Source organism: Enterobacter sp. 301B (assembly GCF_003850715.1).
In the GTDB taxonomy this organism is placed as follows: domain Bacteria; phylum Pseudomonadota; class Gammaproteobacteria; order Enterobacterales; family Enterobacteriaceae; genus Enterobacter; species Enterobacter intestinihominis.
The window spans coordinates 82,672-107,990 of sequence record NZ_PQTC01000001.1 but is presented as its reverse complement, the minus strand read 5'-3'; the positions used below and the strand labels follow the sequence as shown (position 1 = coordinate 107,990).

Genomic DNA, 25,319 nt, shown 5'->3' with positions numbered 1-25,319 from the left:
TAATGTTACAGGTTAACGAGCTGAATCAGTACTACGGCGGAAGTCATATTCTGCGCGGGGTGAGCTTTGAGGCGGTGGTCGGGGAAGTTACCTGCCTGCTGGGGCGCAACGGGGTGGGGAAAACCACACTGCTGAGGTGCCTGATGGGGCTGATCCCGGTGAAAGCCGGGGAGGTGGTCTGGCAGGGAAAGACCATCACTCACAGTAAACCGCACCAGCGGGTGCAGTCCGGCGTGGCGTATGTTCCGCAGGGGCGGGAGATTTTTCCGCGTCTGACCGTAGAAGAAAATCTGCTGATGGGACTGTCGCGCTTCTCCGCGGGAAACGCAAGGAGCGTGCCGGAGGAGATTTGGCAGCTTTTCCCGGTGCTGAAGGAGATGAAACACCGTCGCGGAGGCGATCTTTCCGGTGGTCAGCAGCAGCAGCTGGCGATTGGTCGCGCGCTGGCGAGCCGTCCACGGTTACTGATCCTGGATGAACCCACGGAAGGTATACAGCCGTCGGTGATTAAAGAGATTGGGCAGGTGATCCGCAGCCTGGCGAACCGGGGGGATATGGCGATCCTGCTGGTGGAGCAGTTTTATGATTTTGCGGCGGAGCTGGCCGACAGCTATCTGGTGATGTCGCGCGGCAGCATCGTCCAGCAAGGGCGCGGTGAGAACATGGAGCAGGAGGGGGTTCGCGGACTGGTTGCGATCTGAAATGTTATACTATAACATCCTCATTCTTATAACACGGAATGAGGGTTTTGCTGTGGCTGCACAACTTGGAAAAATTGCGCTGACTCTGGGAACGCTGCTGGTAAGCGGCTCGCTTTTTGCCCATTCGCACGGTCATCAGATGACGGAGGCGGAACAGAAGGCGGCAAACGGCGTCTTTGAGGATAAAGACGTCAGGGACAGGACGCTGTCTGACTGGGACGGGACCTGGCAGTCTGTTTACCCGTTCCTGCTTGATGGTTCGCTGGATCCGGTTTTCGAAAAGAAAGCGCGGAAGGGGGAAAAATCCGCTGCCGAGGTGAAAGCCTACTACCGTAAGGGCTACGCGACGGACGTGGACGCCATCGGCATTGAAAACAACGTGATGGAATTCCACAGAGGCAAAACGATGAGCAGCTGCCGCTACGACTACAGCGGCTATAAAATTCTGACCTATGCGTCGGGGAAAAAAGGCGTGCGCTACCTGTTTGAATGTAAGGATAAGGCAAGCCAGGCGCCTAAGTTTGTGCAGTTCAGCGATCATACCATCGGGCCGAAAGCCTCTTCACACTTCCATATCTTTATGGGCAACACCTCCCACGAGGCGCTGCTGAAAGAGATGGATAACTGGCCGACCTACTACCCGAACGAGATGTACAAAGAGCAGGTGGTGGAGGAGATGTTGCACCACTAGGCTGTTGGATTTGCCGGGTGGGGGCTTAGCCTTACCCGGCGTGGGATTAGGGTTTTCCAGGTCGGGTAAGCGCAGCGCCACCCGACACGCTATCTTCACTTTTCACGCGCATCCCGCGCAAAACCATCAGCCACGCCGCAATAATGGCGGCCATCATAATAATAAATAACGACCAGTGCGGCAGATGGGTCAGGATGAGCCCGGTGATCATCGGGTTCGCCGCCGCGCCCAGCCAGCCCAGCGCCTGGGCGGAGAAGTAGCTCGCCTTCATGCCCGGCGGGGCGATATTGTCGATCAGCATGTATTCACCCGGGGCATAAATAATTTCACCCAGGGTGAAAATCGCCGCCGCAATCCCCCAGTAAAGCAGGTTCTCGCCGGAAAGCATAAACCCGCCCAGCCCGAGGATGAAAAAGAGCGTCGCGGCAGTCATTAGCGGGCGGATGTTGCTGGCGGAGATCTTGCGGCCAAGCGCGTATTGCAGGGTGACCACCACCACCGCGTTGACGGGCAACACAACGGCCACCACCTTTTCTGCGAAATCGCTGTCCGCATACGCGGCGAGGACATACTGGGAAATGCAGCTGGCGAACGATCCGCCCACATAGGACGCCAGCAGGCCGGAGAGCGTGTACCAGAACAGCGCCCGGTCCTTCAGCAGCACCGAGGGCTGCCACGGCGCTTTTTCCTCCACGCTGTCAGACGCTACGCTTTTCTGCACAAAGAAATGGATAAACCCGAGCGGCAGTGCGGCGCAGAAGGCCGCCAGCCAGAACGGCAGTTGCAGGCTGTACATCACCAGTAGAGTGCCAACCGGCGGCCCAATCGTCCAGCCGATGTTCAGGAAACTGTAGTTGAGTGAGAAAACGCGCGCCTTTTCGCTGGAGGTCAGCACGTCGGCAAACCATGCTTTCAGCACCGTTGAGAAGACGGAATAGGCGCAGTTAATCAGGGCAAAGAACAACACCACCAGCGTCACGTTATTCACCAGCGGAATGGCCACAAACCCGGCGATAAAGGCCACGATGGCGACCAGCATATAGCGTTTTTTGTCGAACTTGTCCGCCAGGATGCCAAACCCCAGGCTAAACACCACGCCAATGGTCAACGCCACGGTAAGGGCATAGCCAATATTCTCCACGCTCATATCGTACACGCGTGTGAGATATATGGTCATAAAGGGCAGCGTTGCCCCGCGGCCAATTGTTAATAACAATGACGATGCCAGCAGCGCTGCGGTTGAGCGCCTGATTGATGGTTTCATTTTCCTGCCCGACAAATGCTTATGCTTTTTTTGTTGTGTTATTACAGGATTATCATGGGATCGGCAGCTTGTATAGCACCCAATTTATCCGCAAGTGCTTCTCCTCAGAACCAGAATTAATGATCTTCTCGCGGGGGTATTTTTTCTGTTACCTTGAAGTGTTTACAAAAATTTAATAATTCAGGGGCGGAAAATGACGCGGAAAGACGGGCTGTTAGCGTTACTGGTTGTCGTGGTGTGGGGACTCAATTTTGTGGTCATCAAAATGGGGTTGCACAACATGCCTCCACTCATGCTGGCGGGTCTGCGCTTCCTGCTGGTGGCCTTCCCGGCGCTGCTGTTCGTTGCCCGCCCAAAGATTCCCCTGAAGCTTCTGCTGGGCTACGGCCTCACCATCAGCTTTGGTCAGTTTGCGTTTCTTTTTTGCGCCATCAAATTCGGTATGCCTGCGGGTCTGGCTTCGCTGGTGCTTCAGGTGCAGGCTTTCTTTACCATTATTCTCGGCGCGTTTGTCTTTGGCGAACGTTTGCAGGGCAAACAGCTGGCGGGTATTAGCCTTGCGGTCTTTGGCGTGCTGGTGCTGATAGAAGGCAGCCTCAACGGTCAGCATGTCGCGCTGCTGGGCTTTATGCTCACCCTGGCGGCGGGGCTGAGCTGGGCGTGCGGCAACATCTTTAACAAGCTGATAATGCAGCATGAGTCGCGTCCTGGGATCATGTCGCTGGTGGTCTGGAGCGCGTTGATCCCCATTGTGCCGTTTATGGTCGCGTCGTTTATTCTGGATGGACCGCAGGTGATGCTGAATAGCCTGGTGGAGATCGACCTGACGACCATTTTGTCGCTGATCTACCTGGCATTAGTCGCCTCAATCATTGGCTACGGCATCTGGGGATCGCTGCTCGGACGCTATGAAACCTGGCGCGTGGCGCCGTTATCGCTGCTGGTTCCGGTGGTCGGGCTTGCCAGCGCCGCCCTGTTGCTGGATGAAACGCTCAGCGCGCTGCAACTGTGTGGCGCAGGGCTGATTATGGCCGGGCTGTATATCAACGTCTTTGGCTTGCGGGTGCGTCGGGCGACGCGGGTGCGGAGTTAAGGCAGAAAAAAGCCCCGCATTAGCGGGGCAAAAACGAATTACAGGTCGTGATTATAATACGGCACGCCTAATTCGTCGGATTTGTCGCTGCCAGCGCCCATGTGATTGAAGTCCCAGGGCGACTGGTTTTGCGTGGACGGCATAATCATGGTGTCACGATTATTTTGCTGCCCCGCACTGGGGGTTTGCTCCGCGAAGCTCTGGCCGGAAACCAGCACCAGCAAGGTGAGGGCGGCGGAGACGATAAATTTCATGATTTCCTCGGTTACGTCTTAACAGGCGATGATTAACTGCAATGTTTTAGCGGATACAGATAACGGGATTCACCCGGCATACTGGTAATACGGTACTTATGAGGCGGCACGTCAAAGTAGTTCTTGAACGTACGCGTCAGGGTTTGTTGCGATTCAAATCCGTAGCGTTCCGCCAGATAGAGGATCGGCTCATTGCTTTCTTTCAGTTTTTGGGCAATCTCCGTCAGCTTACGGCTGCGAATATATTGTCCTAATGAATGGCCGGTCTCTTTTTTAAACATCCGTTGCAGGTGCCATTTTGAGTAACCTGAACGCTCAGACACTTTCTCAAGGGAAAGTGGAGATTCCAGGTTATCTTCGATCCAGTCCAAAATGCTATGAATGGTGATAGCGTCAGTATTGCGTCTGGACATCGTCATACCTCTTTTTCTGTTTACGGCAGGATTTTCTTGAGTAAAAGCTCAAGCGTTGCCACTTCATCTGCCGTTAAGTTTTTTGTCAGTTCCTGGTGCAGTGTTTGTCCTACTAATTGATGACATTGCTCACACATGGCCGCGCCATCGCTGGTCAGTTTCACCAGTACGCCACGTTTGTCATTCGGGTTAGGGCTTCGTTCTATCCATCCTTTGCAGACGAGACGATCCAGCATGCGGGTTAACGCACCCAGATCGACAGAGAGCACCTTTTTCAGCTCAACCGGCGTGATACACACTTCGCAGCGAATGGAACACAGCACTTTGAACTGTGTTGCGGTGATATCCAGCGGTGACAGGTAGTCATTGAGCAGGCGATCTTTTTTCTGGTTAACCATATGAATAAGACGACCCAGTGGGATTATGTCGTTAAAGAGATCACTGGTGCTTTTCACAATGGTTGCCCTGGCAAGTAGTTTAGTCACGGCAGATATTATTGCTCAGGCAAGTATAAGTCAACTGAATGGATCAGCCGATGCCACGAAATGCTAAAACGCTTCAGGAACTTTTTCTGTACGCTTTTAAATCATATAGATAATCTGGGGTTATTAGTTACGCGAGACAATTATGGTTACGTTGCGCGGATAGCTCAGGACGAGACTTTCCCCCTATAATTGCGGTAATGAATAAGGATAAGGACTGCGGTGCATTATGTTGGATTTGATTAAAGCAGTGGGGCTTGGGCTGGTGGTGTTGCTTCCGCTGGCGAACCCGTTAACGACCGTGGCGCTCTTTCTGGGGCTGGCGGGTAACATGAACAGCGCGGAGCGCAACCAGCAGTCGAGGATGGCCTCCGTCTACGTCTTCGCGATTATGATGGTGGCTTATTACGCCGGACAACTGGTGATGAATACTTTTGGTATTTCGATTCCCGGTCTGCGTATCGCCGGTGGGCTGATTGTGGCGTTTATTGGTTTCCGGATGCTGTTCCCGGCGCATAAAGTGCATGAATCGCCGGAAGCCAAAAGCAAATCGGAGGAGCTTGAAAGCGAACCGAGCGCCAATATCGCGTTTGTGCCGTTAGCCATGCCGAGCACGGCGGGGCCGGGAACGATTGCGATGATCATCAGTTCCGCCTCAACGGTGCGTGATGGTGTTACTTTTCCGCACTGGGTTATTACCGTTGCGCCGCCGATCATTTTTGCGCTTATCGCCATTATCGTCTGGGGGTCATTGCGCAGCTCCGGGGCGATTATGCGCTGGGTGGGCAAGGGGGGAATTGAAGCTATCTCCCGTCTGATGGGCTTCCTGCTGGTCTGTATGGGCGTGCAGTTTATTATTAACGGCGTGCTGGAGATCATTAAGACGTATCACTGAGGACATTGCCGGGTGGCGCTGCGCTTACCCGGCCTACAAGTCCGTAATAACCTGGGCCGGGTAGGCCGAAGCCGCCACCCGGCATAACAAACGTCAACCGTGGCTGGTCTGTTCTTCCATCGCGACCGGCCATTTACGGAAGATAAGCACCGACCAGATCAGCGCAATCAGCGCGGGAATCGCCCCGAGATAGCCAATGGCCGACATCGTTACATGCAGGCTGATCTGATTTCCCACCAGCGCACCGGCCCCAATTCCCAGATTGAAAATTCCCGAGAACAGCGACATTGCCACGTCCGTGGCGTCCGGGGCCAGGGCCAGCACTTTGACCTGCATTCCCAGGCCAATAATCATGATCGCCACGCCCCAGAACAGACTGAGGATCGCCAGATGACTCTCGCTGCCTGCCGCAGGCATCAGTAACAGCAGGCACGCCAGCAGCAGGCCAATCGCACTGCTTACAAGCGCAGACGCGTGCTTATTGCCCAGCTTCCCGAACAGGATACTGCCGATAATACCCGCGCCGCCCAGGATCAGCAGCAGAACGGTGGCGAAGTTAGCGCTAAAGCCCGCCACAACCTGAACAAACGGCTCAATATAGCTGTAGGCCGTGTAATGGGCGGTCACCACAATCACGGTCAGCAGATAGATGCTCATCAGCGCTGGTCGACGCATCAGCAGCGGCAGACTTTTCAGCGAGCCGGAGTGTTCGCTGGGCAGTTTTGGCAGCAGTTTGATCAGACACACCAGGGTGATCAGCGCCCCCATGCCGATGGCAAAGAAGGTGGTGCGCCAGCCGAAGTATTGACCCACAATGCGCCCGATCGGCAGGCCTAACACCATCGCCAGCGCCGTTCCGGTGGCAATCAGGCTCAACGCCTGGGCGCGTTTCCCCGCCGGGGCGAGACGAATGGCGAGCGATGCGGTGATCGACCAGAAAACGGCATGGGCAAACGCGATGCCGACGCGGCTGATCACCAGCACCGTAAAGTTCCATGCCATAAATGACAGCACATGGCTGGCTATGAACACCACAAACAGCCCAATCAGCAGCTTACGACGTTCCATCTGGCTGGTCAGCAGCATAAACGGCAGCGACATCAGCGCTACCACCCATGCATAGATGGTCAGCATAATGCCAACCTGTGCCGTTTCCATATGGAAGCTGGCTGCAATGTCGGACAGCAGCCCAACCGGAACAAATTCCGTGGTGTTGAAAATAAACGCTGCGATGGCGAGCGTGACCACGCGTAGCCACGCGACCCTGCGGGAAACCGTGTGTGTTGTCATAGGGATATCTGGGATTCGTTGCCTGAAAGATGAGGAGACGATCTTAAAGCCTTAAACGGCGAAAACTCAACCGTTATGTGATGTGAATCACAAAATTTACCTTCATGCAGCGGTAGCGAACGCGGTTGTTTTCATTGAAGATAAAGAACAACACAACAAAAACAGGCGGTAACACAATGCAGGAGATTGATTTTTATCTGGTAGATGCGTTCAGCGAGTCCTCCTTTGGCGGCAACCCGGCGGCGGTGTGCCCGCTCGACGCGTGGCTACCGGATGAGACGTTACTGCGGATGGCACAACAGCATAACCAGTCGGAAACCGCGTTTTTTGTGTGCACCAAAGGGGGGATTGAGCTGCGCTGGTTCACCACGCTCACCGAGGTTAATCTGTGTGGTCACGCGACGCTTGCCGCGGCGTATGTTCTGTTTAACGAACTGGATTATCCGGACTCACGCCTTCATTTTGACACCGCTTCTGGTCGCCTGACCGTCAGCCGTGAAGGTGACTGGATGACGCTGGACTTCCCGGCCTGCCCGACGCAGGCACAGACGCCGCCACCGGAGATGCTCACCGCACTCGGTATCAGCCACTACGTCGAGGCGCGAAAAGGCCGCGCCTGGGTGCTGGTACTGGAGAGCCGCGAGCAGGTGGAAGCCATTAATCCGGATTTCTCCGCCATGACGCCGGGGGAGCATAAAGTGGCCGTCACCGCCCGGGACGAGGGGGAATACGACTTTGTCAGTCGTTTCTTCTCGCCGGGCGTGGCCGTGCCGGAAGATCCTGTCACCGGCTCCGCGCACACCATGCTGATCCCTTACTGGAGTGAACAGCTTGGCAAAACACAGATGTTTGCCCGTCAGGTTTCTGCCCGTGGTGGCGACGTACGCTGCGAACTGAAAGGCGACCGCGTGCGGATGGGCGGGCAGGCGGCGCTGTATCTGAAGGGCACAGTATTTCTGCGCTGAATAAATCTAAGAGGAACCAACGATGCAGGAAATTGATTTTTATCTGGTGGATGCCTTCAGCGACAGGGCGTTCGGCGGCAATGCGGCGGCGGTGTGTCCGCTGGAAGCGTGGCTGCCGGATGAGACGCTGCTGAAGATGGCGAAGCAGCATAATCAGTCAGAGACGGCGTTCTTTGTCCGAACGGATAACGGGTTTGAACTGCGCTGGTTTACCACGCAGGATGAAATTAACCTCTGCGGCCACGCAACCCTCGCGGCTTCTCACGTTATTTTCGAATACCTGGATTATCCACATACGGAAATCACCTTCACCACGCGCTTTGTCGGCGAACTTACGGTACAACGCAGCGGCGACTGGCTGACGCTGAATTTCCCGGCGTGGTCAACCGAGGTTGTCGATACTCCACCCCCAGTGCTGTTCAGCTCGCTGGGCATTAACGCGGCAAAAGAGGTGCGTGTGGGGCGCGATTACATGGTGGTGCTCGACAGCCAGCGGCAGGTGGAGGCGCTGACGCCGGATATCACAGCCATGCTCCCGCTGGGGAAAATGGTCTGCGTTACGGCGCCGGGGGATGAGTATGATTTCGTCAGCCGCTTCTTCTGCCCGGGGGAAGGGGTACCGGAGGATCCGGTGACGGGATCAGCGCACAGCATGCTGATCCCGTACTGGAGCGAAAAGCTTGGCAAAACGCAGATGTTGGCCCGCCAGGTCTCCTCCCGTGGCGGGGATCTGCGCTGTGAGCTGAAAGGCGACCGTGTGCTGATTGGCGGCCAGGCCACGCTGTATATGAAGGGGAAAATTTTCCTTCGTCTCCAGGATTACGGTCATCATTAAAAACTATGACGCCGGTATACAGGGCGGGCGGTATGTTGAACGAAAACGACAAGGAGCCTGCCATGTATTCTATTACCGCTGAATCCGCCCATCATCCAGATATTCTCGCCCTGATTACGGCGCTGGACCGTTATCAAAGCGTTCTCTATCCCGCGGAAAGTAATCATCTGCTGGATTTAACCGAACTGCCGGACGACTCGCTGATCCTGATGATTATTCGTGACACTCAGCTTAACGCTGTCGGGTGTGGCGCTGTTGTTTTGAACGGGGACGGGACCGGGGAAATGAAACGGGTCTATATTGATCCAACCCATCGCGGGCAACGGCTGGGTGATAAATTACTGGCGGCGCTGGAAGATGAAGCCCTCAGCCGCTGCTGCCACACCGTCCGGCTGGAGACGGGGATCAAACAACATGCCGCCATTCGTCTGTATCAACAGTGTGGATACGAACGGCGCCCCGCGTTTGCCCCCTACAACGAGGATCCGCTGAGCCTGTTTATGGAGAAGACACTGGTGGCTGACGTTCGTTTAGCAGCCCTATAAACGCCTCAAGCTGGCGGGTCATCGCCCCGCGTCGCCACACCAGCCAGGTGGTGAGCCAGCGCCAGTTTTCCGCCAGCGGCCACGCCGCCACCTGATGATGCCCCGGCATACTCTCCAGCATGGAGCGGGGCATCAGCGCAATGCCTGCCCCGGCAATCACGCAGGCGAGCATCCCGTGGTAGGACTCCATCTCGTGGATCCTTCCCGGCGTTACGCGGTCAGCATGAAACCAGCTCTCCAGATGACGCCGGTAGGAACAGTTGGCGCGAAAGGCATACACGTCGCTACCGCTCACCTGCGTGGCTTTTGACACTTCCGCATGGCCCGCAGGGGTGACCAGCATCATCTCTTCCCGGTAAACCGGCATTCCTTCCAGTTCGGGGTGTGAGAGCGGCCCGTCGACAAAGGCGGCGCTGAGCGTCCCCTCAAGCACGCCGTCAATCATCGTACCGGAAGGCCCGGTGGATAACGCAAACTGAATGCGCGGATAGCGCTGATTAAACCGCGCCAGACTTTCCGGAATGCGTACGGCGGCGGTACTTTCCAGCGCGCCGAGTGAGAATAATCCCTGCGGTTCATCCCCGGCGACGACCATTCGTGCTTCGTCAACCAGCGCCAGGATCTGTTTGCTGTAGCGCAAAAAATTGTGCCCGGCGGGGGAAAGCCGCAGGCGCTGATTCTCGCGAATAAACAGCTCCACACCGAGATCCGCTTCAAGCTGTCGGATGCGGGTGGTGAGGTTTGACGGCACCCGGTGTACCTTCTGCGCCGCCTGGGTAATGCTGCCGGTCAGTGCGACGGCGTTAAACATCTCAAGCTGTGTTAAGTCCATACCGTTCTCGATTCGTGAACAAGGTGGTGAGTATTATTCATTTTTAAGAAATAGCAGAGAGGGCCACAATCAATCAACTGTTATTACATGGAGAACTTCATGACGTATTCATCTGCTACCCATGCCCACTCTGTCAACCCGGCTACCGGCGAAACGCTGGCTGCTTACCCGTGGGCAACGTCCGGTGACGTTGAGCGTGCCATTGCGCAGGCGGATACCGGTTTTCGTCAGTGGCGACGCGACAGCGTGGCGCACCGGGCGCAAAAACTTCGCGATCTGGGTGCGGCGCTGCGTAGCCGTGCGGAAGAGATGGCGCAGACTATCTCCCGGGAGATGGGCAAGCCCATTGGGCAGGCGCGTGCGGAGGTGACTAAGTCCGCCAGCCTTTGCGACTGGTACGCTGAATACGGCCCGGCGATGCTGCGCCCGGAATCTACCCAGGTCGACAATGCGGTGATTGAGTACCGTCCGCTGGGGCCTATTCTGGCGGTGATGCCGTGGAACTTCCCGCTCTGGCAGGTGCTGCGCGGTGCGGTGCCGATCCTGCTGGCAGGGAACAGCTATCTGCTTAAACATGCGCCAAATGTGCTCGGCTCGGCGGAGCTGATCGGGAAGGTGTTCGCGGATGCCGGTTTCCCGGAGGGGATCTTTGGCTGGGTGAACGCGACAAATGACGGCGTCAGCCAGGCGATTAACGATCGGCGTATCGCGGCGGTGACCGTAACCGGCAGCGTTCGGGCTGGTGAGGCAATTGGCGCGCAGGCGGGCGCGGCGCTGAAGAAATGCGTGCTGGAGCTGGGCGGCTCCGATCCGTTTATCGTTCTGAATGATGCCGATCTGGATCTGGCTGTCAACGCGGCCGTGGCCGGACGTTATCAGAATACCGGACAAGTTTGCGCGGCGGCGAAACGCTTTATTGTGGAAGCGGGCGTGGCGGACACCTTTACCCAACGCTTTGTTGACGCGGTCAAGGCGCTGAAAATGGGCGCACCGGATGAGGAAGATAACTATATTGGCCCGATGGCGCGATTTGATCTTCGCGATGAACTGCATCAGCAGGTACAGGCTACGCTGGCGGAAGGGGCGACCCTGCTGCTCGGCGGCGAGAAGCTTGCCGGGACCGGTAACTTTTATGCGCCAACCGTACTCGGCGACGTCACCCCACAGATGACGGCCTTCCGTCAGGAGCTGTTTGGCCCGGTGGCTGCGATTACCGTCGCCAATGATGCGTCGCACGCGTTGCAGCTGGCTAACGACAGCGACTTTGGCTTATCAGCGACGGTCTTTACCGCGAACGATGCGCTGGCTGAAACCTTCTCTCGCGAGCTGGAGTGCGGCGGAGTCTTTATCAATGGCTACAGCGCAAGCGATGCGCGCGTTGCGTTTGGCGGAGTGAAGAAGAGCGGCTTCGGGCGAGAGCTTTCACATTTCGGTCTGCATGAGTTCTGTAACGTTCAGACGGTCTGGAAGGATCGCGTGTAATGTTGATGCCGGGTAGGGCAAGGCCGCTACCCGGCAATTCACGTTTCCTGTCATTATTTTGCAATGGTTCTGTCATTTTCGTTTCGTAGACTCGCTCGCGTCTAACGTATTGTTACAGAAGAAAATTATGAACCTAACGCAAATTTTTCGCTGTCTTGCGCAGCGCTTTTTTCCTCGTCAGTTTGGCCTGCTGACCGGCATCTTTTGTATTATCGGCCTTTTCTCCGCCCTGCAACTTTCATCCTCCTTCCTGCTTACCGCTTCCCTGAATCAAGCCCAGCGTAACGAACAGCGCAATCAGCTGGCCTGGCAGCAACAGAGCAGACTGGATCAGGCGCGTATTTCGCTGCTTGCGGCGAGCGATCTGCTCAACCGCTCCGGGGTGTACTTTATGCAGGATAAAGAGACCGGTTCGGAAGGGAGCTGGCATAGCCTGATGGACGAGGCGCAAAAATCCCTGGCGGCGTCTCAGCAGGCATGGCAAGCCTGGCTCGCGCTTAATCCTCCGCAGGACGAGGGGCTTGTTAATAGCTATCAGCTGTTCTTCGGTGCCATTAGCGAGCAGGCGGAAGGGCTGGTGAAAACCAACAGCATCGACCTCTTTTTCGCCGTACCCGCCCAGGCGTTTCAGACCGATTTTAATGACAACTTTGCACGTTATCAGCAACGGAGTGAGAAGCAGGCGATACAGGGGCGTCAGGCGCTCATGGAACAACTCTCAGGCCTGCAACGGCTGTTCCTGTTTGCGCCGCTGGTGCTGCTGGCTATTGCCATTGCCGTCTGGTTTGCAATGGCGAAATGGGTGATATCCCCGCTACGCCGTCTGATTGTCCATATTAACCAGCTTGCGGCAGGGGATTTGTCGGGAATACCCCCTGACGTTGTGCGTTTTAACCGTGAAATCAGCCAGCTCAGCGGCAGTATTACCGCCATGCAGCGCGGGCTCCAGCAACTGGTGACTCAGGTCAGCGAGGCCACGACCTCTATGGTCGAAAATATCGGGTCACTTGCGCAGGGGAACCAGAAGCTTTATCAGCAGTCCACGCGACAGGCCAAAGAGCTGGAGGAGGTGACCGCGCATATCGCCGATCTCGAAACCCACGTTGAGGGGAACACGGGTTATGCAAAACTCGCCCGCTCGCGCGCGGATGAAGCCCGACAGGCTGCCGTCGGCGGGGAGCAAATGATGACAGCGGTGAATGGCTCGATGCAGACGATCGTCGACCGATCCTCAGAGATGCGTGGGATCGTCGCCATGATCGACAGCGTGGCGTTTCAGACCAATATTCTGGCCCTCAACGCTGCCATTGAAGCCGCCCATGCGGGAGAACAGGGGCGCGGGTTCGCGGTGGTCGCCCGTGAAGTGGGGCTGCTGGCCAGAAAAAGCAGTCACTCTACGCAAACCATCCAGTCGCTAATTAACCACTCGCTACAGGGCATTGAAGAAGGTTCTCAGGTGGTAAACCGTCTGGAAGAAAATCTCCAGCAGGTCACCGGGCTGGTGGCCAATCTGAGTAGCCTGCTGAATGATATTTCGCTGGCCACTCTAAATCAGGGGGAAAGCATTCATCAGATGACGCGCCAACTTCAGGCGCTGAATCAGGTATCGCGTCAGACAGATGTGCTGGTTAGCGAAGCGTCGAATGCCTCTGAGCGCCTGCATCGGGAGTCAGATCTTTTGTTGCAGGCCGTCTCGCGTTTTCGTCTCCCTGCCTGACGTGACGTATAAGCCTCTGTTATACTCGCAGCCCGTTTTAGCCTGAGGGCAAGGAGCAAAGTGTGGCTGCGGTCATCCATAATGAGATGCTGGACGAGATTCTGGCGCAGGTTCGTCCGTTACTGGGGCAGGGTAAGGTTGCCGATTACATTCCCGCGCTGGCCTCGATCAGCGGTAATAAGCTCGGCATCGCCATTTGTACTGTCGACGGGCAGCGTTTTCAGGCGGGAGATGCACTGGAGCGCTTTTCAATTCAGTCGATCTCAAAAGTGCTTAGCCTCGTTGCCGCCATGCGCCAGTATGACGAGCAGGAGATCTGGCAGCGGGTGGGCAAAGATCCCTCCGGTCAGCCCTTCAACTCCCTTCTCCAGCTTGAAATCGAACAGGGTAAGCCGCGCAACCCGTTTATCAACGCCGGGGCGCTGGTGGTGTGCGATATGCTGCAAAGCCGTCTGAGCGCGCCGCGCCAGCGTATGCTCCAGATTGTGCGTCAGCTTTCCGGCGTGCAGGACATCGCCTACGATCCGGTGGTAGCGCGCTCTGAGTTTGAACACTCTGCACGTAACGCCGCCATCGCCTGGCTGATGAAGTCCTTCGGCAACTTTCATAATGATGTCGCCACGGTTCTGCAAAACTATTTTCATTACTGCGCCCTGAAGATGAACTGCGTTGAACTGGCGCAGACTTTTCTGTTTCTGGCGCATCAGGGCCATGCCCCGCATCTGGACGAGGACGTTGTCTCCCCGATGCAGGCCCGGCAGATCAACGCCTTAATGGCAACCAGCGGAATGTATCAGAACGCCGGGGAGTTTGCCTGGCGCGTGGGGCTGCCGGCTAAATCCGGCGTTGGCGGTGGCGTCGTGGCCATTGTTCCGCACGAGATGGCGATTGCCGTCTGGAGCCCGGAACTGGACGAGACCGGCAACTCACTGGCGGGCGTCGCGGCGCTGGAACAGCTGACCAAACGCCTTGGACGGTCCGTATACTGATGTCCACGTTAGATCCTCTGTTCACGCGCCTGGCTCGCTCCACGTTTCGTTCACGATTTCATTTAGGGATGAAAGAGCGGCAATACTGCTGGGATAAGGGCGCGGACACTATCGATAAGCATGCCGCTGATTTTGTCGCCGCGCGGCTGGCGCCTGCACACCCGGTGAATGACGGTAAGCAGACGCCGATGCGCGGCCATCCGGTTTTTATCGCCCAGCATGCCACGGCAACCTGCTGCCGGGGCTGTCTGGCTAAGTGGCATGCTATCCCGCAGGGCGTGCCGCTGAGTGCGCAGCAGCAACAGTATATCGTCAACGTGATCCATCATTGGCTGGTCATTGAGGTAAATCGTGCCTCCTGAACTGACAATGTCTCTGTTTAAGCTACGCTTTTACTAATGCTCAGCGTCAGGAGACGTCATGAAAGCACCTCTAATTCCCGTGAATGAAACGGAGCGCATGAATGCGCTGCGCGAGTCCGGTCTGCTTGAGATCGACAATTATCCCGCGTTTGATCGTCTCACGCGGCTGGCAACACGCTTTTTCAGGGTGCCGCTGGCGATGATTACGCTGGTGGATGACCACGCTGCGATCGTGAAATCTGCCGACGGGCGGGCACTCGCCAGCCAGCCTCGCGATCTCTCGTTTTGTGGTCATACGATCCTGGGTGACGCGCCGCTGGTGGTGGCTGACACGCTGCTGGACGAACGCTTTGCGGATAATCCGCAGGTGGCGGGAGATCCGGGCGTGCGCTTTTATGCCGGTTTCCCGCTGCGTTTACGTGACGGGGCGTGCGTAGGATCGTTGTGTCTCATTGATTACGCACCGCGTGAGTTTACCGCGGCGGATTCCGCCGTACTGGCCGATCTCAGCGCGCTGGCAGAAGATGAATTTGCAGCCGTTAGCGCCGCCACGACCGATGAACTCACGGGCCTGTTTAACCGACGCGGGTTTAACCAGTTTGCGCAGTTTGCACTGTCGGTTTCGCAGCGTAGGGCAGAACCGTTAACGCTTGGCTGGCTGGATCTGGACCATTTCAAAACCATTAACGATCGCTTCGGGCATCAGGAGGGCGACAAGGCCCTGAAAGCGATGGCCGCCCTGATGCGCTCCTCATTCCGCGAGGCCGATATGCTGGTGCGTTTCGGGGGAGATGAGTTCGCGGTGCTGTTTGCGGATACCGATGAGCCTGGCGCCTGGATCGCCATGCAGTATCTTGTCGAACAAACGGAGAAGTATAACGCGCGTCAGCTGCATCCCTGGTCGTTACAGTTCTCCTGGGGGCTGAGCGAGTTCGATCATCACCGCAACGATATGCAGGCATGGTTAAAACACGCGGATGCGCAAATGTACGCCATGAAGCGGCAACATCACGGCGAAAAATGACATAACGAAATCCTATGTCATCGCTTATTGCGTAACAAAAATGTTAATAGCAAAGTGGAGAGATTCAACCTAAGGACGCGCAATGAACTCTCCCATGCTGATTAAACCTCTCTCCCGACAGGACATCCTCACCCACATTGATGCCCTGAGCGATATCCTCGTCAACTGTGTAAACGGCGGCGCCTCCGTCAGCTTTATGCTGCCTTTTTCTCCCGAGAAAGCCCAAACCTTCTGGCTCGGCGTGGCAGACAGCGTCGGGCGCGACGAGCGTACCGTCCTGGGCTGTTTTGACGCGGAGCAGGGGCTGGTTGGCACGGTCCAGCTGATCACCGACCAGCCGGAAAACCAGCCGCACCGTGCAGATGTCGCGAAACTTCTGGTACATGAGAAGGCGCGCCGTAAAGGTGCGGCAATGGCGCTGATGGAAGCCCTGGAGGCGGTTGCGCGTGAAAAAGCGCTTACGGTGCTGGTGCTTGATACCTCGACCGGCAGCGGCGCGGAGACATTTTATCAGAGAGCGGGCTGGCAAAAGGCGGGGGAGATCCCACGCTACGCCCTGATGCCGAACGGGGACATGACGGCGACCTCGGTGTTCTATAAATTTATTTGATATTTTTCACCATCGCGTCCTGAGTTGATCCAGACAGGGGTTCTGGTCCTGAAGTTTTGATAAGTTATCACACCAATCTTATCAGGCTGTATGACTAATCATAAAGGACCTCCATTGTGAACACACTCAACCGTCGTGATTTCCCCGGTGCGCGCTACCCTGAACGTATCATCCAGTTTGGCGAAGGTAACTTCCTCCGCGCGTTCGTTGACTGGCAAATCGACCTCTTAAACGAGCATACCGATCTCAATGGAGGTGTGGTGATTGTACGGCCGATCCAGAGTGATTTTCCGCCGTCGCTGAGCACCCAGGATGGTCTGTATACCACGATTATTCGTGGTCTGAATGAGGAGGGGGAAGCGGTAAGCGATGCGCGTCTTATTCGTTCCGTGAATCGTGAAATCAGCGTCTATAGCCAGTACGATGAATTCCTGAAACTCGCCCATAACCCGGAGATGCGGTTTGTCTTCTCCAATACCACGGAGGCGGGGATCGGCTATCACGCGGGCGATAAGTTTGACGATGCGCCAGCTGTCAGCTATCCGGCCAAACTGACGCGTCTGCTGTTCGAACGCTTTACCCACTTTAACGGGGCTGCGGATAAAGGCTGGATCATCATTCCTTGTGAGCTTATCGACTATAACGGCGATGCCCTGCGTGAACTGGTGCTGCGCTATGCACAGGAGTGGGCGCTGCCAGCGGCATTCATTGCGTGGCTGAATAACGCTAACACCTTCTGCTCGACGCTGGTTGACCGCATTGTTACCGGCTATCCGCGTGATGAGGTGGCAGAGCTGGAAGCCGGGCTGGGCTATCACGACAGCTTCCTCGACACGGCAGAACATTTCTACCTGTTTGTTATTCAGGGGCCAAAATCACTTTCAGCTGAATTGCGCCTGGATAAATACCCGCTCAACGTCCTGATTGTTGACGATATCAAGCCTTATAAAGAGCGTAAGGTGGCGATCCTCAACGGCGCACACACGGCGCTGGTTCCGGTCGCTTTTCAGGCCGGGCTGGATACGGTAGGGGAAGCCATGAACGACGGGGAGATTTGCGCGTTCGTAGAGAAGGCTATTTATGAAGAGATTATTCCGGTCCTGGATCTGCCGCGCGATGAGCTGCACTCCTTCGCCAGTGCCGTAACGGGGCGTTTCCGTAATCCGTATATTAAGCATCAGCTGCTGTCGATTGCACTGAACGGGATGACCAAGTACCGCACCCGCATTCTGCCGCAACTGCTGGCAGGGCAGAAGGCGACCGGTGAACTGCCAGCACGTCTGACCTTTGCCCTGGCGGCGCTGATTGCATTTTACCGTGCCGAGCGCAACGGTGAGCGCTATCCGGTGCAGGACGATGCGCACTGGCTTGAACGTTACCAGCAGCTGTGGACGCAACATCACGACAAACAAGTCACTACCCGTGAACTGGTATCGTCGGTGTTAAGCGTGAGCGAGCACTGGGAACAGGATCTCACTCTGGTGAACGGACTGGTAGACCAGGTTGCGCAGGATCTGGAAGCAATTTTAAGCAAAGGCATGCGCGAGGCGGTGAAACCGCTCTGCTAATCATAATGCCCGGCGTTTGCCGGGTTTTTTACAGACCATTATTAGTTACAACATACTATACGTCCTTTTTTTAAAAAAGCACAGGCAGCACCGTGCGGTCAGGGCTTAACAGGTCAGAAAATGCAATGAACTATTAACATGCTTGCAACCGTGATGAGGATCACGTTTAATAGCCGCGCTCTTTACTTTTCTGAAGCTGATTATGATTGTTCGTCCTCAACAGCACTGGCTGCAACTGATTTTTGTCTGGCATGGTTCGGTACTTCCCAAAATTTATACCCGACTGCTGCTTAACTTCCTGCTTTCCATCGCCGTGATTGTCATGCTGCCGTGGTACACCTCGCTGGGTATCCGCTTTACCGTCGCGCCGTTCAGCATTCTGGGCGTGGCTATCGCCATCTTCCTGGGATTTCGCAATAACGCCTGTTATTCGCGCTACGTTGAGGCGCGTCTGCTTTGGGGGCAGTTGATGATAGCGGCGCGCTCGCTGTTTCGCGAGGTAAAAAACACCTTGCCGGATGATAAACATCTTGGAGAGTTTGTACGCCTGCAAATCGCCTTTGCTAACTGTCTACGTATGACCCTGCGCCGAGAAACCAATGCCGATCAGCTGTCCCGCTATCTGGCTCCAGACGATTTACGCAAAGTGATGGATGCCAACTCGCCGGCGAACCGTATCCTGCTGATCATGGGGGAGTGGCTGGCCGTGCGGCGGCGCAGCGGGCACCTTTCAGACATCCTGTTTCACAGCCTCAACAACCGCCTGAACGATATGTCCATCGTGCTGGCAGGCTGTGAGCGTATCGCCAATACGCCAGTCCCGTTTGCCTATACGCTGATCCTGCACCGGACGGTGTATTTGTTCTGCATCATGCTGCCGTTTGCGCTGGTTGTTGATCTGCATTACATGACGCCCTTTGTCTCTGCGCTGATTTCCTACACTTTTATCTCGCTTGATACGCTGGCGGAAGAGCTGGAAGATCCGTTTGGGACGGAAGATAACGATCTGCCGCTGGACGCCATCTGCAACATGATGGAGCGCGATCTGTTGCAGATGAACGATGAAGAGAACATCCCTGAAAGGCTAATGCCGGATAAGCATTATCAGCTGACCTGACGGGCATTCCACTCGTCGCGGGTGATTTCCCACAGCTCCGAATCCAGCAGGCCGCTGACATAGGCTTTCTTCTCTGTCCTGATGAGTCGCATGCCGCTGCTGTCTGAAATACGTCGGGAGCGGCTGTTGGCCGCCGCTTTCGGCGCGCGTAACACCGCTTTGTTAAGCGTATTGAACCAGTAATCCGTTGCCGCGATACTCGCCTCACGCATATATCCCTGGCCCTGAAATTCCGGCGCGAGCCAGAACCCCCTGTTGTTGTCCTCCACGTCATACAGGCAAATCAACCCCATCAGTTCGTCAGGCGCTTCGCGACGGCGAATCGTCCAGAACCACGCAATCCCTTTGGCCATGTCGGGCAGTGCAACGTTGTTAACATAATTTTCTGCACCGTTTTCCGGGTAGGGCCAGGGGACTGAAGCCACCATATAGCGGACAATTTCCCAGCGCGGATAGCGTTGCTGGATCTGGACGGCATCGGCGGCAACAAGGGGTTTAAGTAATAAGCGTTCTGTCGTAAGCGTGGGTATCGTCATCCGGTGATCTCCATATTTGAGCGTTATCATTTGTTTGGGTTCTGATATTTCATCAATATCACATTCCAGTTGGTCGTGCTTTTGTTATTCAGATTTATCCATAAAGGAGTATGTAATGCCAAGAAAAGCCAGGCCCGAAGAAGCCGAAACACTCTGGCACGTCCGTAACGAAGCGATGCGCCATGGCTGTAAAATCTGTTACGACGCAGAAGTGATTGCGCGCTGGACGTCAGAAAAGATGCCTGAACATTACCGTACCTCCAGGTCGATTTCGTGTTATAGGCCTGCCCATGCAGGAGCTGAACTGCTCCCAAATGGAGCTACGGTTTACGAAGTTCAATAGCTTATTTACATTTGCTTACATAAATACACTTTCTTTACATTAAGTAATGTAAGATATTTTTTTAGCACAAAATGCAAAACTAAATTAAATGGAGATGATTTATGTCGAATATAAGAGCATTAAGCCTTAATGAGATAGCATTAGTAAGTGGCGGCAATGGAAGCGGTAATTATGAAGGTGCCGGTAGTCGTAACACCAGCTCTAAATCTGGTAATTCAAAAGGAAACAATGGCTCTATTTACAAGGGCGTTGACTCATGCGGCGCAGGAATCATCGGTGGTCTAATCGCCGGCTCTCCTGGGGGGCCAGTGGGTATGACCGCTGGGGTAATTGGTGGAGCTATAGCTGGCCAGTGCACAAAAGATAGTTTTTCAGATCGTGGTAGTAAAGATAAAAGTAATAATTACAACGGCCCCGGACAATGCCGTTGGTAAGTAATTTGAGTTGTGTGTGATAATAATTTAAAAGCTCATTATAACTGAATGTTATTCTAGGTGTTTCGATATTTAATGATTATTCGAAGTAGTCATGATGAGCTATTATTTTTGATAAAGTTAATGTAATCACAAGTATCGGGTTAAGCATGAAACGATTTTTAAATTTCCTAATTTACTTATTTTTTTTCATTATCGCATTTACCCTTTTGAAATACGCTGAAGTTCTTGAGTTTGACGAAGTATCACGGCCAGGGATTATATCAAGGTTTCTTATTGCGTTGATTGTATTAATAGCAGTAACTCGATGGGGCGTTAACTTGATGAATAGGTTTAAAAGTAAATAAAGTACACTCCGATAAAATTTGTTGTGTTGCAGAATGGAATCATTACAAATGTTCACTGAAGTTAAAGTGCATGATATCAAAAAATGATTACGATATCATAACCATATTTGTTGATTCTTATATAAAATATGAATTAATAATAGGTTGAACATGATAATCTTTAGGCATGTCTATCCATTCATTTATAGTAAGAAAAACGTAATTGTTCTTTTTATTGCGTCTGTTATCTCAATAATAATTACGTTATCGCCATCCATAACCCTCCGCTATCTTACCCTCGATGTGTCATTTTTCTTATTGTTTATTGCGGAATTTTCAATTGCATTTTTCTTGTATATTTTTTACTTAAGGAAGTTGGATGGTTTTAAATTACGCCCAAATAGAGATTTAACTTCAATAAAATTTTCTATTGTTGTGTTGTTTGTCATTTTGCTGGTTCAGTATAATGTTTATCTTTACAGGGACAATTTATATCATTATGGACCTTCCCATATTAGTTTTATAGCATTTATAATAGCCACCTTCGTAGTCCCATATTATGAGGAGATTATATACAGGGGCTGTATCTTCGGTGTTTTCCACTCAATTTTTAATAAAAAGTATATTATCCCATGTATATTGACTTCATTGTCTTTTTGTCTGATGCATGGACAGTATTATAACATTTTAGATCAATCCATTCTTTTTTTGGTGTCAATATTGCTATTAATAGTTAGAATAAGAAGCAGAGGGCTTTTTTATCCTATTATAATTCATTCGTGCATGAATGCTTTTGTTTTGTCGTTAAATTTTTGAAGGGTATTTGGGATATGAATATCTTCAGGGAAGAGGCTTTAAATCATCAAACAGATTCTGATTATGGTGAGATTGTCTTACCTGCGTCATTCGGTTTATCAGTAAGCGCACTCACAACGTTATTCATATTTCTGTGCCTGATACTCTTTATTCTTTATGGTAGCTATACACGTAAGGCTCACCTTTCCGGAATCGTTATGCCCTCATCCGGGCTGGTAAAAATCACTCCTCAATATGCTGGCTACGTAACCAAATTGACCGCCTCAGAAGGTCAACACATTATTGCCGGTGAGACTCTTTATCATATCAGCGGTGAACATTTCAACGAACAGGGGGCAGGTACACTCGCTGCTATAAGACTTTCCCTACAAACTCAGTTTACAATGCTGACTTCTCAACAGACCCTGGAATTGCGTGACAACAGTCAGCAGCAGCATGCCATACAACAGCGAATAGTTTCCCTGAAACCTCAGGTTAAAAGTGCAGAAAAGCGTCTGTCACTTGCCGTGCATCAGGCTGCGCTGGCCGTGTCTGTTATGGAGCGCTATAAGAAACTTGCTGATACGCATTACGTATCAGATATCGAATACCAGCAGAAGCAGATTGACGTTTCAACGTCACAGCAAAACGTTGAGGATCAGCGTCAGGGGCTTCTGCAACTGCACACCGCGATGGAGGCTGCTAAAGACGACCTTGACCATCTCATCGTTCAGGGTGAAAGCCGGAAGGCTGAAATGGACAGGCAGTTGCAGGTTATCAGGCAACAGCAGGACGAACTGGCAGGTAAGGAAAATTTCACGCTGACTTCACCGGTATCCGGAACCGTTGCTGCCGTGCTGGTCAGACAGGGACAGTCTGTCAGGGCATCTGAACCTGTCATGACCCTCATTCCCGACAATGCCCGTTTGCAGATAGAACTCTATGCTACCAGTCAGAATGCTGGCTTTATTCAGGCGGGGCAGCGTGTTGCCCTGCGGTTCTCTGCCTTCCCCTATCAGAAGTTTGGTGTGCAGTACGGGACTATCCGTGAAATAAGCCATACAACGCTGACATCTTCTGATTTACTCTCCGTATCTCCTGTGACCTGGAAGGAGAATGAAGGTCATTACCGCGTCATCGTTGAACCTGAAAATACTTTTATTCTGGCTTATGGGAAACAGGAAGCCCTGCGCCCCGGCATGGTTCTTGAGGGGGATGTCAGCCTGGATACCCGCAATTTGTGGGAGTGGCTGACTGAGCCGCTCTGGAGCCTGAAAGGAAAGCTGTGATGGATACACTCAAATGGACCGGGAGAAAACAGCTTCCTCTCACCCGACAGACAGAGTCAGCGGAATGTGGTCTGGCATGCCTGGTCATGATGGCCTGCTGGCATGGTCTGCAAACAGACTTACCCACACTGCGCGAACGTTTCAGTATCAGCTCACAAGGGATGACCCTGCAGAGACTGACTGAATGTGCGGCCGGTATCGGATTATCCAGCCGGGCAGTTCGGCTGGAGCTTGAGGACCTAAGATCCCTTTCTCTCCCGTGTATTCTCCACTGGAACATGAATCATTTTGTTGTGCTACATAAAGTTCGCGGAAGCAGGCTGGTTATTCATGATCCGGAAAAGGGAAAAGTAACGCTCTCCCTACAGGATGCTGGAAAACATTTCACCGGCGTCGCGCTGGAGCTGATGCCAGCCAGTGATTTTACCGCTCGGGATGAAAGGAAAAAAATCCATCTGCGCCAACTGACAGGTAAAACACCGGGTCTGTTGTCGGCAATGTCGCGAATTATCGTTTTTGCCGTGGCACTCGAAATCCTGACACTGGGAAGCCCGCTTCTCAACCAGCTGGTGATTGATGAAGTCCTGGTGGCTGCCGACCAGAGTTTGTTGACCGTCATTATTATTGCGCTTCTGCTGATGTCACTGACCCAGATGCTGCTGTCACTGGCCCGCCAGTGGGCGAGTATTACACTGTCCGTCAATTTTAACATGCAGTGGACAGCACGGGTTTTCCATCATCTGGTCCATCTTCCTCTGGCCTGGTTTGATGCACGCAGTAAGGGGAGTATTAATGCTCGTTTTGAGGCGGTAGATACCATCCAGCAGGCGCTGACTACGCAAGTGCTGGAAGGTATTCTGGATGTGTTGCTCGTGGTGACTGCGCTTTGCATGATGCTGCTGTACAGTCCTGAAATGACATTGATCGCCGTACTTGCAGCCATTTTCTATGGTGTGTTGAGGGCACTGTGGTATCCGTCCCTTCGACAGTCGGCAGAAGATGCCTGGGATGCAGGTGCCAAGGAGTCCGGGCATTTTCTTGAAACACTCAACGGGATCCTCAGCCTGAGAATTAACGGTGTGACGGCACATCGTGAGGCCGCCTGGCTGAATCTCAACGTTGCCCGCAGAAATACGCAGTTGCGTCAGAGCCGTCTGCTGATGTGCTATGACATTGCTCACACTCTTACCGGCAGCGTGGTATCAGCAATCATTTTGTGGAAAGGCGCCGGGGAGGTATTGAATGGTACCTTCACCGTCGGCATGCTGGTTGCTTATTTATCCTATCAGACGCGTTTTTCTTCCAGTATCAGTAGCCTGACTGATAAGTTTTTTTCCTGGCGTATGCTCGATGTTTACAACGAACGACTGGCTGATATTGTACTGACCCCGACAGAAGGCCTTCAGCAACAGCCTTTTCGTGAGCATAACAACGCTTCGCACATTCCTTCTGTATCCCGCAGGGAGATGGATGAATATGCTCATGCTCCTCTAGTACTTGAGCACATCATCTTCAGCCACAAGGGAGGGGAAAATCCGATAATCGGCGGGGTGTCGCTGACACTCAATCCCGGAGAAGTCGTTGCCATTACAGGTAAATCCGGATGCGGGAAAACGACACTGGTGAAGCTTATCCTTGGGATCCACATCCCTGATGAGGGCAGGATCAGGGCATTTGGCATATTGCATACGCATCCGGATTATTTTCAGGTTCGTCAGCGTATCGGTACCGTACTGCAGGATGACCATCTTTTCAAAGGTTCTGTAGCAGATAACATTATTTTTTTCAGTGATGACCGAAATTATAAACGAATGATCCAGTGCGCAAGACTGGCACTTATCGACAGCGATGTTATGGCAATGCCGATGGGGTATCAGACGCTGATTGGTGAAACCGGCGGAGGGCTTTCCGGAGGACAAAAACAACGCATTCTGCTGGCAAGGGCGTTGTACAAGAAACCGGGATTCCTGTTACTGGATGAAGCGACCAGCCACCTTGATGTTGAGAGTGAAATCCGGATAAGCCAGACCTTACGTCAACTGGGGCTTCCTGTTCTGCTGATAGCCCATCGCCCGGAAACCATAGCCTCTGCAGACCGGGTTTTGTATCTGGCAGACGGCTACTTAACGGAGCTGAATCTCCAGCATACAGTCAATAATGGCGAGTCTGTTTGTGAATATACTAGGACGTGATGGCAAAAAATTAACCTTAACGTACATAATTTTCGATATCCAAACTTACCCCTATCTGGAAGATCTATTTGTTGACGCTGCCGAACGTGGCGCAGGGGCGGGTAAAGCGCTTATCGACGCCCTGATCGATGAGGGTAAGCGGGAAGGGTGGTCAAAACTCTACTGGGTAACCCGCATGCACAATCCGGCGCGTAAGCTGTATGACCACTATGGTGAAGCCGACGATTACGTCCGGTACCGAATCACCCCTTAACCGGGTTTGTATCACACTGTAT

26 protein-coding genes and 1 pseudogene are annotated in these 25,319 nt (G+C 53.5%); 20 read left to right on the top strand and 7 right to left on the bottom strand.

Annotated elements, in window-relative coordinates; translation table 11 throughout:
• Positions 1-2: 2 nt before the first annotated feature.
• Positions 3-701, top strand: a complete 699-nt coding sequence (gene urtE, locus C3451_RS00525) for an urea ABC transporter ATP-binding subunit UrtE (RefSeq protein ID WP_023300094.1) — start codon at positions 3-5, stop codon at positions 699-701.
• A gap of 52 nt (positions 702-753) precedes the next feature.
• On the top strand, positions 754-1,392 hold the full coding sequence (gene zinT, locus C3451_RS00520; protein WP_045622799.1) for a metal-binding protein ZinT: 639 nt from the start codon (positions 754-756) through the stop codon (positions 1,390-1,392).
• A 46-nt stretch (positions 1,393-1,438) separates the two neighbouring features.
• Here zinT and ydeE read toward each other — a convergent pair whose 3' ends face one another.
• Positions 1,439-2,656 (bottom strand): efflux MFS transporter YdeE, encoded by a 1,218-nt coding sequence (gene ydeE, locus C3451_RS00515; protein WP_022648102.1) that lies wholly within the window; start codon positions 2,654-2,656, stop codon positions 1,439-1,441.
• A 193-nt stretch (positions 2,657-2,849) separates the two neighbouring features.
• Between ydeE and eamA the strand changes: the two genes are divergently transcribed.
• The gene (eamA, locus tag C3451_RS00510; protein WP_045622749.1) at positions 2,850-3,749 is read left to right on the top strand and encodes an O-acetylserine/cysteine exporter; all 900 of its coding nucleotides are present in this window, start codon (positions 2,850-2,852) and stop codon (positions 3,747-3,749) included.
• Between the two features lie 38 nt (positions 3,750-3,787).
• Here eamA and marB read toward each other — a convergent pair whose 3' ends face one another.
• Genes marB through marR form a run of 3 tightly spaced genes read right to left on the bottom strand, consistent with a single transcriptional unit; the run spans position 3,788 to position 4,871 of the window.
• Positions 3,788-4,003, bottom strand: a complete 216-nt coding sequence (marB, locus tag C3451_RS00505; protein ID WP_023300098.1) for a multiple antibiotic resistance protein MarB — start codon at positions 4,001-4,003, stop codon at positions 3,788-3,790.
• Between the two features lie 32 nt (positions 4,004-4,035).
• On the bottom strand, positions 4,036-4,416 hold the full coding sequence (gene marA / locus C3451_RS00500) for an MDR efflux pump AcrAB transcriptional activator MarA (protein ID WP_001303241.1): 381 nt from the start codon (positions 4,414-4,416) through the stop codon (positions 4,036-4,038).
• Positions 4,417-4,436: 20 nt separating this feature from the next.
• Positions 4,437-4,871, bottom strand: coding sequence for a multiple antibiotic resistance transcriptional regulator MarR (gene marR, locus C3451_RS00495; protein WP_020884159.1), 435 nt, complete (start codon positions 4,869-4,871; stop codon positions 4,437-4,439).
• A 256-nt stretch (positions 4,872-5,127) separates the two neighbouring features.
• Here marR and C3451_RS00490 point away from each other — a divergent pair, with 256 nt between their 5' ends.
• The gene (locus tag C3451_RS00490; RefSeq protein WP_045622746.1) at positions 5,128-5,793 is read left to right on the top strand and encodes a MarC family NAAT transporter; all 666 of its coding nucleotides are present in this window, start codon (positions 5,128-5,130) and stop codon (positions 5,791-5,793) included.
• A gap of 93 nt (positions 5,794-5,886) precedes the next feature.
• On the opposite strand, the gene C3451_RS00485 is transcribed toward C3451_RS00490, so the two are convergent.
• On the bottom strand, positions 5,887-7,083 hold the full coding sequence (locus tag C3451_RS00485) for a sugar transporter (protein ID WP_045622745.1): 1,197 nt from the start codon (positions 7,081-7,083) through the stop codon (positions 5,887-5,889).
• A gap of 176 nt (positions 7,084-7,259) precedes the next feature.
• Here C3451_RS00485 and C3451_RS00480 point away from each other — a divergent pair, with 176 nt between their 5' ends.
• The 3 genes from C3451_RS00480 to C3451_RS00470 all read left to right on the top strand — a co-directional run bounded on the left by C3451_RS00480 (position 7,260) and on the right by C3451_RS00470 (position 9,428).
• Positions 7,260-8,048, top strand: a complete 789-nt coding sequence (locus tag C3451_RS00480) for a PhzF family phenazine biosynthesis protein (RefSeq protein ID WP_022648107.1) — start codon at positions 7,260-7,262, stop codon at positions 8,046-8,048.
• 22 nt (positions 8,049-8,070) lie between these two features.
• The gene (locus C3451_RS00475) at positions 8,071-8,883 is read left to right on the top strand and encodes a PhzF family phenazine biosynthesis protein (RefSeq protein ID WP_045622743.1); all 813 of its coding nucleotides are present in this window, start codon (positions 8,071-8,073) and stop codon (positions 8,881-8,883) included.
• 62 nt (positions 8,884-8,945) lie between these two features.
• Positions 8,946-9,428 (top strand): GNAT family N-acetyltransferase, encoded by a 483-nt coding sequence (locus C3451_RS00470; RefSeq protein ID WP_032622224.1) that lies wholly within the window; start codon positions 8,946-8,948, stop codon positions 9,426-9,428.
• Here the strand turns inward: C3451_RS00470 and C3451_RS00465 are convergent.
• A complete protein-coding gene (locus C3451_RS00465) occupies positions 9,382-10,260 on the bottom strand; it encodes a LysR family transcriptional regulator (RefSeq protein WP_045622741.1) in 879 nt (292 codons plus the stop codon). The genes C3451_RS00470 and C3451_RS00465 overlap by 47 nt on opposite strands.
• A 99-nt stretch (positions 10,261-10,359) precedes the next feature.
• Between C3451_RS00465 and sad the strand changes: the two genes are divergently transcribed.
• From sad to C3451_RS00425, 8 genes are all read left to right on the top strand, one after another.
• The gene (sad, locus tag C3451_RS00460) at positions 10,360-11,742 is read left to right on the top strand and encodes a succinate-semialdehyde dehydrogenase (RefSeq protein ID WP_045622740.1); all 1,383 of its coding nucleotides are present in this window, start codon (positions 10,360-10,362) and stop codon (positions 11,740-11,742) included.
• A 127-nt stretch (positions 11,743-11,869) separates the two neighbouring features.
• On the top strand, positions 11,870-13,459 hold the full coding sequence (locus C3451_RS00455; RefSeq protein WP_063139084.1) for a methyl-accepting chemotaxis protein: 1,590 nt from the start codon (positions 11,870-11,872) through the stop codon (positions 13,457-13,459).
• A 62-nt stretch (positions 13,460-13,521) separates the two neighbouring features.
• The gene (gene glsB, locus C3451_RS00450; protein ID WP_022648113.1) at positions 13,522-14,448 is read left to right on the top strand and encodes a glutaminase B; all 927 of its coding nucleotides are present in this window, start codon (positions 13,522-13,524) and stop codon (positions 14,446-14,448) included.
• Positions 14,448-14,810, top strand: a complete 363-nt coding sequence (locus C3451_RS00445) for a DUF4186 domain-containing protein (RefSeq protein ID WP_022648114.1) — start codon at positions 14,448-14,450, stop codon at positions 14,808-14,810. Before glsB ends, C3451_RS00445 begins: the two co-directional genes overlap by 1 nt.
• A 58-nt stretch (positions 14,811-14,868) precedes the next feature.
• Positions 14,869-15,834 (top strand): sensor domain-containing diguanylate cyclase, encoded by a 966-nt coding sequence (locus tag C3451_RS00440; RefSeq protein WP_022648115.1) that lies wholly within the window; start codon positions 14,869-14,871, stop codon positions 15,832-15,834.
• Between the two features lie 82 nt (positions 15,835-15,916).
• Complete coding sequence (locus tag C3451_RS00435; protein WP_045622736.1) at positions 15,917-16,444, top strand: GNAT family N-acetyltransferase; 528 nt, start codon at positions 15,917-15,919, stop codon at positions 16,442-16,444.
• Positions 16,445-16,560: 116 nt separating this feature from the next.
• The gene (locus tag C3451_RS00430; protein WP_045622735.1) at positions 16,561-18,012 is read left to right on the top strand and encodes a tagaturonate reductase; all 1,452 of its coding nucleotides are present in this window, start codon (positions 16,561-16,563) and stop codon (positions 18,010-18,012) included.
• Between the two features lie 202 nt (positions 18,013-18,214).
• Positions 18,215-19,129 (top strand): bestrophin family protein, encoded by a 915-nt coding sequence (locus tag C3451_RS00425; protein ID WP_003857155.1) that lies wholly within the window; start codon positions 18,215-18,217, stop codon positions 19,127-19,129.
• On the opposite strand, the gene C3451_RS00420 is transcribed toward C3451_RS00425, so the two are convergent.
• A complete protein-coding gene (locus tag C3451_RS00420; RefSeq protein WP_023300104.1) occupies positions 19,117-19,665 on the bottom strand; it encodes a GNAT family N-acetyltransferase in 549 nt (182 codons plus the stop codon). The genes C3451_RS00425 and C3451_RS00420 overlap by 13 nt on opposite strands.
• Positions 19,666-20,109: 444 nt before the next feature.
• On the opposite strand from C3451_RS00420, the gene C3451_RS00415 reads away from it, so the two are divergent.
• The 5 genes and pseudogenes from C3451_RS00415 to C3451_RS00395 all read left to right on the top strand — a co-directional run.
• Positions 20,110-20,442 carry a hypothetical protein gene (locus C3451_RS00415; RefSeq protein ID WP_023300105.1) on the top strand — a complete coding sequence of 111 codons (333 nt, stop codon included), beginning with the start codon at positions 20,110-20,112 and terminating at the stop codon, positions 20,440-20,442.
• Positions 20,443-20,939: 497 nt separating this feature from the next.
• The gene (locus C3451_RS00410; protein WP_074142881.1) at positions 20,940-21,584 is read left to right on the top strand and encodes a type II CAAX endopeptidase family protein; all 645 of its coding nucleotides are present in this window, start codon (positions 20,940-20,942) and stop codon (positions 21,582-21,584) included.
• Between the two features lie 14 nt (positions 21,585-21,598).
• The gene (locus C3451_RS00405; protein WP_032624257.1) at positions 21,599-22,852 is read left to right on the top strand and encodes an HlyD family efflux transporter periplasmic adaptor subunit; all 1,254 of its coding nucleotides are present in this window, start codon (positions 21,599-21,601) and stop codon (positions 22,850-22,852) included.
• On the top strand, positions 22,852-25,044 hold the full coding sequence (locus C3451_RS00400) for a peptidase domain-containing ABC transporter (protein WP_124304192.1): 2,193 nt from the start codon (positions 22,852-22,854) through the stop codon (positions 25,042-25,044). Before C3451_RS00405 ends, C3451_RS00400 begins: the two co-directional genes overlap by 1 nt.
• A pseudogene (locus C3451_RS00395) lies at positions 25,013-25,297 on the top strand (GNAT family N-acetyltransferase); the annotation flags it as partial. The gene C3451_RS00400 and the pseudogene C3451_RS00395, both read left to right, overlap by 32 nt.
• Between the last annotated feature and the right edge of the window lie 22 nt (positions 25,298-25,319).